Annotated in this window: 8 protein-coding genes; 3 read left to right on the top strand and 5 right to left on the bottom strand. The window is 33.6% G+C overall.

What is annotated here, in order from left to right:
* Positions 1-4: 4 nt before the first annotated feature.
* Together ACHRWY_RS25570 and ACHRWY_RS25565 are read right to left on the bottom strand one after the other, a co-directional pair.
* Entirely contained in the window at positions 5-607 is a 603-nt protein-coding gene (locus ACHRWY_RS25570; protein WP_395358493.1) for an RsmD family RNA methyltransferase, read from the bottom strand.
* A complete protein-coding gene (locus tag ACHRWY_RS25565) occupies positions 604-1,425 on the bottom strand; it encodes a DUF3822 family protein (RefSeq protein WP_395358491.1) in 822 nt (273 codons plus the stop codon). Before ACHRWY_RS25565 ends, ACHRWY_RS25570 begins: the two co-directional genes overlap by 4 nt.
* A 306-nt stretch (positions 1,426-1,731) precedes the next feature.
* Between ACHRWY_RS25565 and ACHRWY_RS25560 the strand changes: the two genes are divergently transcribed.
* The 3 genes from ACHRWY_RS25560 (at position 1,732) to kdsB (ending at position 4,941) form a co-directional block, all read left to right on the top strand.
* Complete coding sequence (locus ACHRWY_RS25560; RefSeq protein ID WP_395358489.1) at positions 1,732-3,156, top strand: ATP-dependent RecD-like DNA helicase; 1,425 nt, start codon at positions 1,732-1,734, stop codon at positions 3,154-3,156.
* A 115-nt stretch (positions 3,157-3,271) separates the two neighbouring features.
* Complete coding sequence (gene ygiD, locus ACHRWY_RS25555) at positions 3,272-4,102, top strand: 4,5-DOPA dioxygenase extradiol (RefSeq protein WP_395358487.1); 831 nt, start codon at positions 3,272-3,274, stop codon at positions 4,100-4,102.
* Between the two features lie 104 nt (positions 4,103-4,206).
* On the top strand, positions 4,207-4,941 hold the full coding sequence (kdsB, locus tag ACHRWY_RS25550; RefSeq protein ID WP_395358485.1) for a 3-deoxy-manno-octulosonate cytidylyltransferase: 735 nt from the start codon (positions 4,207-4,209) through the stop codon (positions 4,939-4,941).
* Between the two features lie 268 nt (positions 4,942-5,209).
* Here kdsB and ACHRWY_RS25545 read toward each other — a convergent pair whose 3' ends face one another.
* The 3 genes from ACHRWY_RS25545 to ACHRWY_RS25535 form a co-directional block, all read right to left on the bottom strand.
* Positions 5,210-7,621, bottom strand: a complete 2,412-nt coding sequence (locus ACHRWY_RS25545) for a thiamine pyrophosphate-dependent enzyme (protein ID WP_395358483.1) — start codon at positions 7,619-7,621, stop codon at positions 5,210-5,212.
* A 188-nt stretch (positions 7,622-7,809) separates the two neighbouring features.
* Positions 7,810-10,560, bottom strand: a complete 2,751-nt coding sequence (locus ACHRWY_RS25540; RefSeq protein WP_395358570.1) for an aminopeptidase — start codon at positions 10,558-10,560, stop codon at positions 7,810-7,812.
* A gap of 303 nt (positions 10,561-10,863) precedes the next feature.
* Positions 10,864-11,592, bottom strand: coding sequence for a TIGR00730 family Rossman fold protein (locus ACHRWY_RS25535; RefSeq protein ID WP_068845660.1), 729 nt, complete (start codon positions 11,590-11,592; stop codon positions 10,864-10,866).
* Positions 11,593-12,469 lie beyond the last annotated feature (877 nt).

Genomic DNA, 12,469 nt, shown 5'->3' with positions numbered 1-12,469 from the left:
AAGACTAACCTTCGTCTTCCTCTGTAGCTTTATCAAGTTTAATGCTCAGTTCCTCTTCGTCATCCGTTGAGTTGAGTTCAAAGAAACTAAAAAATGAACCACCGTAATTTTTCTGAAAAGAGAAATTGCTTAAATGTTCCATTTTAGTGTATTTAGAATGTTCAATGATCATCATTCCGTCTTCGTGAAGCAATTCTCTTTCAAATACCGTCAGGACTATTTTTTCAAATGCAGTCTGATCTAAACCGTAAGGCGGATCGGCAAAAATAATATCATAAGAGGTTTTGCAGTTTTCCAGAAATTTGTAAACATCACTTTTCGTTGCGGCGATGTCAAAATCATATTCTGATGAAACTTGTTTGATGAATTTTACGCATCCAAAATCGCCATCGACTGATGTAATTGGAGCACTTCCGCGTGAAGCGAATTCAAAACTAATATTTCCTGTTCCCGAAAATAAATCCAAAACCTTTAAGCTGTCAAAACTAAAATGGTTATTCAAAACATTAAATAATGCTTCTTTACTCATGTCAGTAGTAGGTCTTACAGGAAGGTTTTTTGGCGGAAAAATTCGGCGTCCTTTGTATTTTCCTGAAATGATTCTCATGATTGAAATAAGATATAATGTTTTTGATTTTGTGCAGTTGAAAAGCTGTTTTTTTGTTGTAATGTGCTTACATCCAAAAATGAAATATGACGAATGTATTTATAAGCAATCGCATAGAACGGATCGTTTTGATGTATTGTACCTAATAATTCAAGCGGAAAACTTTCCGGGTTTAAACTCAATTGTTCAGCTGTGAAAAGCAAATAATAAAGAAAGTCTTCGGGTGTGTGATACTCAAAAGAATTGAACAATAACAATTTTTGATTCTGTACTACGATAACCTCAAAATGATTTGGATTGAAATTCACCACCATTTTTTTCTGGTCGTTGTTTTTTGAACTTTCAAGAATTTTCTCGACCAGAATACTGTTGACATGTTTGTAATCGAATGAACCCACTGTATCAATTAAAAAATTATTGATATTGATGTACGGGATATAAACCGAATTCATATCATAATTTGAAATTTGATCGAAAGTAAAAAAATCAGTTTCAAAAACTTTTGTTGTGTATTGTAAATAGCTGCCTAAGAAATTTTCGTCGAACAAAGCAGTTGGTACAAAAGTCGAAAGATTGTTGTTATGAATGACCAAGATTTCGTCGTAAGTATCTTTTAATTCAGGATAATTTTTAAAAGCGCTGCTGTATAATTCTTCAATTTTAGATGCTTTTTGTGTAGTATCAAAATTGACTTCATTAAATGTTGTAATGGTATTATTTAAGGTATCAAAACAACAAAATGAAAAACCATTCAGGGAAACCTGAATTGAAAGCTTTTTGTAATTTTTGGAAGTGATGTTAGTATTTTGCAATGACATATTGATTTACAATTCGTTACCTGTTTTACAAGAAAGAATTTAAGGCGATTACAAACTTACAAATTAAAAAGGAACAATTACAATTGCAATTTCGAAAAACAGTTTTAATTGGATCTTAAAACAAGGTTAAATTTTCTTTATCCTATAAAGCATATAAGTGATTTGAAATTTAGTTTTTAGCTGAAATCAGATTGAATGCGAAAAGTGGGGCAGGCAAGATTTGAACTTACAGTACTTATATGGTGGGAAAAGATTAAATTGTCATTACCGTTAAAAAGCCCGTACTTTGTATTTCAATTTTTCCCTATGAATTCATCACTTTTTTACGGCGTTTTACAAAAACGATTTCCATTTGCGCCCACTTATAAACAGGATATTTTTTTTCAAAAAATCGCTATTTTCTTAACAGATACACATAACGATACCATTTTTGTATTAAAAGGATACGCAGGAACCGGAAAAACGACTGTAATTTCGACAATCGTAAACAACTTAGGGGATATCAATAAGAAGTTTGTTTTATTGGCGCCAACTGGTCGTGCGGCAAAAGTAATAGCCAATTATTCGAATACGCCTGCTTTTACGATTCATAAAAAAATATATTTTCCTAAAAAATCGGCTGGTGGAGGCGTAGCTTTTACCAGACAGTTAAACAAACATAAAAACACCATTTTTATCGTTGATGAGGCTTCGATGATTTCAGACAGCAACTCTGATTCGAAATTGTATGATAACGGATCCCTTTTAGACGATTTGATCTCTTACGTATATTCTGGAAACAATTGCAAAATGATTCTTTTGGGAGATACGGCACAGTTGCCACCAGTGAATTTAGATATCAGTCCTGCACTTGATGTGCAAACGTTAGGTATTCATTATAACAAAGAAATTGAGCATATCGAATTGGACGAGGTGATGCGTCAGGAAGAGAGTTCCGGGATTTTATTTAATGCTACTGAATTGCGTGAATTGCTAAAAGACAGTTTTATTACAGAGTTCAAATTCAATGTAAAAAAATTTAAGGATATCGTTCGGTTAACTGATGGGTATGATATTCAGGATGCGATTAATTCAGCTTACAGCAATTACAGTATTGAAGATACGGCTTTTATTGTGCGTTCCAATAAAAGGGCCAATCAGTACAACGAACAAATTAGAACCAGAATATTGTTTAAGGAAAGTGAGCTTTCAGTAGGCGATTTTTTAATGGTGGTTAAGAATAATTATTTCTGGTTAAAAGAAACCGATGAAGCCGGATTTATTGCCAACGGTGATATTATCGAGGTTTTAGAACTTTTTGGAATCAAGGAATTATACGGTTTTAACTTCGCAAAAGTAAAGATCAGAATGGTCGATTATCCCGATCAGAAACCTTTTGAAACAGTATTGTTATTAGATACCATTAAAAGTGAATCTCCGTCTTTGACCTACGAAGAGTCAAATCGTTTGTACGAAGAGGTGATGAAAGATTATGAAAGTGAAAGTACAAAATATAAAAAGTTTCAAAAGGTAAAAGAAAACGAATATTTTAACGGATTACAAGTCAAATTCTCATACGCCATTACTTGTCATAAATCGCAGGGAGGACAATGGAATACGGTTTTTATAGAACAACCCTACTTACCAAACGGAATCGATCGCGATTACATCAGATGGCTGTATACGGCTATGACACGTGCCAAAAATAAATTATATTTGATAGGATTCAAGGACGACAGTTTTGAAGAGTAAAAACACTAATTGCACAAATTAACACGAATTATTTTTTTAGATTTACCATTAGTGAAATCTGTGACTCGGGCGACAACGAACAGACGCAGAAAATTCGTGTTTATAACTATTTACAATGACAACACTAAACGACTTACATTCGATTTCTTCTACGTTTTCGAATACCGATAAAATGCCGGTTTTATTTTTAGGACACGGCAGCCCAATGAATGCCATAGAAGAAAATCAGTTTGTGGCCGGTTTCCGGGATCTGGCTAAAACATTACCGCAACCTAATGCGATTTTATGTATATCAGCGCATTGGTTTACAAATGGAACTAAGGTAACTTCGATGCAAATGCCAAGGACCATTCATGATTTTGGAGGTTTTCCGCAAGCCTTATTTGATGTGCAGTATCCCGCAAAAGGAAGCCCTGAACTGGCATTTGAAACCAAGAAAATACTAGAACCTGTTCTTGTAGATTTAGATGAACATTGGGGATTGGATCACGGTGCGTGGAGTGTAATTAAGCATTTATATCCGGAAGCAAATGTTCCGGTGATTCAGTTAAGTATTGATTATACGAAGTCGGGACAATATCATTTTGAGTTGGCGCAGAAGTTACAATCATTACGTCATAAAGGAGTTTTAATTATCGGAAGCGGAAACATCGTTCACAATCTGCGTCTGGTTGATTTTAGAAATTTTGATAAAGACAATTACGGTTACGATTGGGCAATTGAAGCACGTGAAACCATCAATCATTATTTGTTAGATGGGAATTTTCAACCCTTGATTGATTTCGAAAAAATGAACAAAGCCATTCAATTAGCGATTCCAACACCGGATCATTATTTGCCTTTGCTGTATACTTTAGGCTTAAAAGAAAAATCAGAAGAACTGGATTTGTTTAATGACAAATTATTAGCCGGTTCTTTAAGTATGACTTCGGTTAAAATTATGTAATAAAATGTTTTGAATCTATGTGATATCTTTGCACACTTGGTGTTATAGTTGTGCCACACAGCTTCATAGAGAATAAAAAAAATAGAAAATTAAAGATATTGAGAATGAAAATAATAGCTGTAATTCCGGCGCGATATGCATCAACACGTTTTCCTGCAAAATTAATGCAGGATCTTGGGGGTAAAACGGTAATTTTAAGAACATATGAAGCAACAGTTGCAACAAAATTATTCGATGATGTATTTGTGGTAACTGATTCCGATTTGATATTTGATGAAATTGTAAACCAGGGCGGAAAAGCCATTATGAGTATCAGGGAACATGAATCCGGAAGTGATCGCATTGCTGAAGCTGTTTCAAATCTGGATGTTGATATTGTGGTGAATGTACAAGGTGATGAGCCTTTTACAGAAGCCGGGCCTTTAGAGCAGGTCTTATCCGTATTTAAAAATGATAAAGACAAAAATATTGATTTGGCTTCGCTAATGCGTGAAATTACAGATGAAGAGGAAATCAATAACCCGAATAATGTAAAAGTAGTGGTGGATCAATCGCAGTTTGCATTATATTTTTCAAGATCAGTAATTCCGTATCCGAGAGATAAAGATGCCGGAGTTCGTTATTTTCAGCATATCGGAATTTACGCTTTTAGAAAACAAGCATTATTAGACTTTTACAGCCTTCCTATGAAATCTTTGGAAGCTTCTGAAAAACTGGAACAGCTAAGGTATCTGGAATTCGGAAAACGCATTAAAATGGTTGAAACAACGCATGTTGGAATTGGAATTGATACAGCTGAAGATTTAGAGAAGGCGAGGGCTATTTTGGGAGCTAAGTAGTTACGAACTGGTACAGGGATCACGCAAAATTGCAACTATAGTCATAGATTTAGACAGATTTTAAAACTAAGTCTTCTGTAAAGTAATTCTTTTTCATATAAAGACAACTTTTTTTCATTCTGAGGAACGAAGAATTGCACAATAAACTCCGTATAGAATGTCGGTAATCTTTGTCGGTTCACCTGTTTGATTCTTCGTTTCTCAGAATAAAAAAGCTCCAAATCAATTGATTTGGAGCTTTTTTTATATTTAAAATCAGACTAAACTCTTAGTATAAACTAGGAAATTTAGAAGGATTAACCTCATTTATCATGCTGTAAACTTTTTCGAAAATATCTTCGGCAGAAGGTTTAGAGAAATAATCGCCATCCGTTCCGTAAGCAGGCCTGTGTGCTTTTGCGGCAAGAGTTTGTGGTTTACTGTCTAAATGATGATAAGCATCTTGCTCTTCAAGAATTTGTTGTAAAATGAAAGCTGAAGCTCCACCCGGAACATCTTCGTCTATTACTAAAAGACGGTTCGTCTTAGCGATGCTTTTTACAATATCTTTATTGATGTCAAACGGAAGCAGGGACTGAATATCGATAACTTCACAATCAATGCCTAGATCTAATAATTCAGTTGCAGCCTGCTCTACCAGTCTTAAAGTTGATCCGTACGAAACTAAAGTAATATCTGAACCTTCTTTTAGGGTTTCAACAACACCAATTGGGGTTTTGAATTCACCAAAATTCAAAGGTGTTTTTTCTTTTAAACGGTAACCATTTAAACATTCAATTACCAAAGCAGGTTCATCAGTCTCTAAAAGAGCGTTGTAAAATCCTGCTGCTTGTGTCATGTTTCTGGGAACCAGAACATGAATACCACGAATGGCATTGATAATCATTCCCATTGGGGAACCAGAGTGCCAGATACCTTCTAATCGGTGTCCGCGGGTTCTGATAATTAATGGTGCTTTTTGTTTGCCTACAGTTCTGTATTGCAATGTTGCCAAATCATCACTCATGATTTGAATGGCATATAGTAAATAATCTAAATACTGAATTTCGGCAATAGGGCGTAAACCTCTTAAGGCCATTCCAATTCCTTGTCCAATAATAGTTGCTTCACGAATACCAACATCGGCAACACGAAGCTCACCATATTTTTCCTGCATGCCTTCTAGCCCCTGGTTTACATCGCCAATGTTTCCGACATCTTCACCAAAAATTAAGGTTTCAGGATATTTCGTAAATAAAGCATCGAAATTGTCACGCAAAATCATACGTCCGTCTAAATCAGCTTTTGCATTATCAGCATATTCAGGAAGTACCTTTTCTACTGAAAAAACATTTTGATTCGATTCAGAATGTAGATTACTACTAAAATTTTCCTGTGTTAAACTAATGAAATTGGTGATCCATTGAGACAAAATAACTTTGCTGTTGGGAACTTCGATAAAACGCAATATTTTTCGGGCATGAACCAGTAATTCCTTTTTTAATGGTGCTTTTATTGCACTTAGTTCTGAAATATATTTTCTGATTCTGTCTTTATGGTTGATACTTGCTTCAGCAATTTGTTCCAATAAAGCCAATAGATTTTTTTGATCTTCAATAATTGGATTGATAAAGGAATTCCAGGCGTCTTTTTTAGCTTCAAGAACTTCTTTTTTCAATTCAGATTCAATTTCGGCTAATTCTTCCGGTGATGCTATGTTAATGGCAACCATCCATAAACGCATCTGGCGGATACAATCAAAATCTCTCTCCCAAGCCAGTCTTTCTCCGCTTTTATAACGTTCGTGCGAACCAGAAGTAGAGTGACCCTGTGGCTGTGTTAATTCGTTTACGTGAATTAAAACCGGAATATGTTCTTCTCTGGCAATAGCTCCGGCTCTTTCGTAGGTAGAAACCAATTCGGCATAATCCCAGCCTTTAACCCTAAAAATTTCATACCCTTTTGAATCTTCATCGCGTTGGTATCCTTTAAGGATTTCAGAAATATTTTCTTTAGTGGTTTGATGTTTGGCATGAACAGAAATTCCGTATTCATCATCCCAAACGCTCATGATCATCGGAACTTGTAAAACTCCGGCAGCGTTGATGGTTTCAAAAAACAAACCTTCTGATGTACTTGCATTTCCTATAGTTCCCCAGGCTACTTCATTTCCATTTACAGAAAATTTATCTTTAACAGTAATTCCGTCAACGTTTCTGTAAATTTTAGAAGCCTGAGCCAATCCTAATAATCTTGGCATTTGTCCTGCAGTAGGTGATATATCGGAACTTGAATTTTTTTGTTTTGTAAGGTCTTTCCAGGAACCATCTTCGTTCAAACTGTGCGTTACAAAATGTCCGCCCATTTGTCTTCCGGCAGACATTGGATCAAAATCTAAATCTGTGTGGCCATATAAACCTGCGAAAAATTGCTTTGGAGTCAACTCACCAATAGCCATCATAAAAGTCTGATCGCGATAGTATCCTGAGCGGAAATCCCCGTTTTTAAAGGCTTTTGCCATAGCAAGCTGTGGCACCTCTTTTCCGTCACCGAAAATTCCAAATTTGGCCTTTCCTGTTAAAACTTCCTTACGACCTAAAAGGCTACATTCGCGGCTGGTTACTGCAATTCTGTAGTCATTCAATACCTCAGTTTTGAAATCTTCAAATGTTAATGTAGTATTGCTTTTTTCTTTTATCATAATCTTGAGGGTCATGGTTTAGACTGCGAAATTACTTAAAAACAATCAATAATCATAATTCTTTAAAATAAATATAATTTAATTATCTGTATTTAAAATCAAAAAACTATGGGTTTTATTTATGTTATTTGTATTTAAAAATGAAATTTAATGATAATATCGCATGTTTTTGTTTAAAATTTATTTGATTAGAACCATTTTCTGGTGAAAAGATTAACTAATGTTTTTGGAGACAAAGTAATCACAAATCGAATTTTTTCGTTGTATTTATTTTGAGAAATCTCCCAGCCGTTATTCGAATAAACCGGAAAATAAAGTTCAAAATAGTCCGGAACTAAATTTAACCGAATGCCACTGTCGTATACAAAATTCTCGCTTTGACGTTTACTTTTCATAAAACCAATATCGCCATAAGCTTCAATCCAGTTCCAGATAGAATAACTGGCATTTAATGTTGTCATCCATTGATTGGCATAGGATGGCTCTAGTTTTGACTTAAAACCTCCTTCGGCCATAACAAATTGCTGACTGAAAAAACCGGTACTTTCAGATCTTCCATAAAAATTATAATCAAACATATAATCTGTTGGACGATCTAAACCAAAACTAAAATAATCTGAATTTGTTGTGTTGTACAAAAAGCTTCCGGCGTATAACCTTAAATTTAATTTATGATTGTTTTCAAATAATCTTCTGTATTCTATTTCTCCGGCAAGTTTTCCAAAATCTCCGGAAAACTGAACATCAGTCATAAAGTTGAAATGATTTATTAATTCCGTTTTAGTATTCATGTACCGGGCATTAAAAACAGAATAATTTGGTTTTGAATTATCCGTTATAAATTGACTTGCTTCACGGTTTACAATAACCTGGCGAAACATAATCAATTGCTTTCTGTTGTCCCTGAAATTTTCTTCGCGTATCCTAAACTGAACCATCGGGTTCAATCTTAAATAAGCAGCATCTGGCGCATAGTGAAAATAATTCTGACTGATAGAATATCGTACATTATAAAGCGTACTGTTTCGATAATATTCGCTCCACGAAAAAGCGGATGAACCGGAAATTGTTCCCGCATTTAGGGAATAAGCCGGATTAATATCAAATGTAAAAGGTTTATCCAGAATCGTTTTATTGTGAAAACGTATTCCTGGCGTAAAACCATCATATAAATTGTAGGTAAGTGTAGGAATGTATAAAATCTGGTTGTAATAAGGATCTTCAAGATCTTTAGCGAAATTAAATTTTATCGGGCGATTGGTAATTACCAGATTTTTAAGTGATTTCCAGTTGTTTCTTTGGTTGTACTCCGGAACTTCATTCTCATAATTGAGTACTATTTTATCCGCATTTTTTCTCTCAAACTCATAAATAGAATCAGCCTTTTTGGGTTCAATCCATGTTTTAAAAACAACTTCATTTTTCTTAATTCCGTAAACCGGAATTGGCACATAAATACCCGTTTTGTTTTTTATAGAAAATTGTACACTGTCTTTTGTTCTGGAAACATTTGTAAATTTATAATCAATAATATCTCTGGAATCTATAATAGTTTTAAAAAACCAATCGATATTTTTTGGGCTGTTTTTGGTCAGGATTTTTTCGAAATCGTATCGATTTGTTTGCTGGTTTTTATTCAGGTTATAAAATTCCTGTACACTTTCAGGAACAATATTATGATTTAAATAATCATCTAAGTAACTAAGACTTAAACCCGCACGATATTTACTGGCAATTTGCTCGTTGAATTTTATTAAAATGTTTTTTGGGTCACCAAGAGGCTGATCCAGGTTTTTTCGGGCCATTAACATATAATAATAGCTGTATTGCTCATTAAATGTCAAATTTGTAATGCTGTAACTTTTAAAGAGTTTCATGTCCGAAAGTCGTCCAAGCATCTTTTGGTCTAAATGGTTTTCTTCCATAAAATGCATCATCGCATAAATCTGAATTCCGTCATAAACCCAATTGTCTCTTCTGGGATCTAAATGTAAACTGTTTTTTAAATAATTGTTCAGATACGTTTTTAAGAACGTAATTTCAAAGACAAAATCATCTGAAAACGGGCTAATAAAAGAAGGCAGCTGATTAAGCCCGTAAAACGGATTTCGATCATAATCTACTTGCGAAACCGTAATTTTTTGATGTGGGTATTTTCCAATAAAAGTGTCTGCAAAATCCACCACTCTGTTAATGATAATGGCCTTTTGGATTTCGCTTATTTTTTTGTTCTTAAGATTCGTAAGCACTTCTAAGGAGCCATTATCATAGCTTTTAAAACTATTTTGCTTTTCTATGAACAAATTAAAATCTGTTCTGTTTTTACCGGATAAAGATAAAGTTTTGAAAGAAGGTGTTGTGGCATCTTCTGAAATCAGATTCAAATCAGAGGTTACAGTATATTGATTTGGAATTTTTATTTCAATTTCATAATCTGTACCGGCATTTGCGATATCATCCAAATTGAAATTGTTGTATTTCATAAAGCGATGATTTTCGAAACGAGCCGGGCTAATAAACCAGTTTTTTAGGTTCATGCCGCCATTTTGATCAAAACCGTAACGCGTAAATTTGTCACTCGGAATTTTAGAAATATAAGTTAAATGCAAATCGATTTTTTCACCCGGACGTAATTTTCTGTTTAGTTTCACAACGATATAATCCGGATCTTTCTCGGTTCTTTGCCATTCAAGAGCAGTATAATCAGAATCCGTTAGATTTAAAATGGTTGTATTTCCTCTTTCTGCAGCTTTCGCTAAATGAAAACCTCTGTAAAACTCATCTGAGAATCTTTTTGCCAAGGGTGTATTTTTATCAGAGAAAGCGTTGTTCCAGTCATTTAAAACAATAGAAATCAAAGAATCGTTTGAGGTGTTGTAATACGTAATATCCTGTTTTACATTCAGTGTTTTAAGTTCAAGATTGACCGCCACTTCCATCTTAGACTGATGTTGCGCATATTGTTTTACTGAACTGAGTAAAACAAAAACAAAAAATATAATTTTATAAAATGATTTCAAGGATGGCTTAAAAATTAAGGGATATACTTAAATTACGAGCATAAAGTTGTTTTGGTTTTTTGTAAAAATACTATAAAAAAAGCTGTTTTAAAAAACAGCTTTCATTTTTTTGTAAGATTTAATGTAGTTTCACTATATAAGTTATAGAAATAAATTTAAGTTTAATGATTTATAGAGCAGGCTTAAATGAATTTAATATCACTGATATGGTGAGAATATATTTTAGAAATTAGGACTTAAATCATATTTCTTGTAAAATTTATCTAATACATCAACAACTTCATCCTCAGTATCAACGATTTTAAATAAGTTTAAATCTTCCGGGCTAACCGTATGCATTTTTTCTACTAAAACTGTTTTTACCCATTCAATCAAACCAGACCAGAATTCAACACCAACCAGAATAATAGGGAATTTTCCAATTTTCTTGGTTTGGATTAATGTAATAGCTTCAAACATTTCGTCTAAAGTTCCAAAGCCTCCCGGCATTACCACAAAACCTTGCGAATATTTAACGAACATTACTTTTCTCACAAAGAAATAATCGAAATTCAGGTTTTTATCGTGGTCAATATAAGGATTAAAGTGTTGTTCAAAAGGCAATTCGATGTTTAATCCAACCGAAGTTCCGCCTCCTAAATGTGCTCCTTTGTTACCAGCTTCCATGATTCCGGGACCACCTCCTGTGATTACACCGTAACCTGCTTTACTGATTTTATAAGCAATTTTTTCTGCCAGTAAATAGTATTTATCATCTGGTTTTGTTCTCGCCGAACCAAAAATAGATACACAAGGGCCAATACGTCCCATGCTTTCGTAACCGTTTACAAACTCAGCCATGATTTTAAAAATCGCCCAGCTATCGTTTGTTCTAATTTCATTCCACGTTTTTTGTTTCAAACGGTCCTGAATTACTTTGTCCTCATCATTATCAAAATCTTCTAATCTCATTTTAGGTATTTTAATTATTTATATTTTTATTTAAGTTGTGTCTTTTTTAAAATTTTCATCCTCAGTATATTAGATGTAAGGAGCTGTTTCCTGCTGTCCGCTATATCTTTTGTGGTGAACCCCACCACAAAAGGATGCCGCTCCCATCAGGGCTAGGGTATTAGTTTTTAATTGAACTTTTGTTTTTAACCCATAAAAAATTGTCAAAATCAAAAACTTTGACAAAAAGGGCGCACTAAATTACTGCTTTTTTCGAGAATTGTTACAGAAATGGGGATTTATTAATTTAAATGTAACATTTCTAAAGCTGTATTTTTGGTTGTGGATTCATTATCAGAAGATTAAAACAGAATGCCTAATGATGATTTATTTTCTTCAAATGTAATTATATCTTAGATCCAAATTGACGGATTATTTTTGGAACATCTAAACGTTGTTGCCATATACTTCGTCCTTTGGGAACTTATATTGTCTTGTTTATATTTTAAAAGGATTTGAAAATGGACTTAAATTATTATACTCTGGAATTCCAAATTTCCGGATTTCGACTAGTATGATAGATTGCAAAAATTTCGACTAAAGAATACTTTTTATTAATTGTACAATGAATATAAATGGAAACTTTTTAATAAGCATGCAACGAACATCTTTGTATCAAACCGTACAAATACAAGGTTGTATTTTTAAAGAGTTAATTTGAGATTTGACTTTTTTTAATTCTATGTAAAACTCTTTTTTGATGTTCAATAGGAATTTCAATGTCATCTTTTCAAATTTCACCATTAAGTTTTAATTTTTCTGATGGAGATAATTGCTTTACAACTTTTAATAACTCCTGAAATCTGGATGTACTTTCAAACTTAAAGTGGTTATAATG

The sequence above is a fragment of the Flavobacterium sp. FlaQc-48 genome (assembly GCF_044007335.1).
GTDB lineage: Bacteria > Bacteroidota > Bacteroidia > Flavobacteriales > Flavobacteriaceae > Flavobacterium.
The sequence above is the reverse complement of the archived record's forward strand: the minus strand, read 5'-3'. Positions and strand labels throughout refer to the sequence as shown.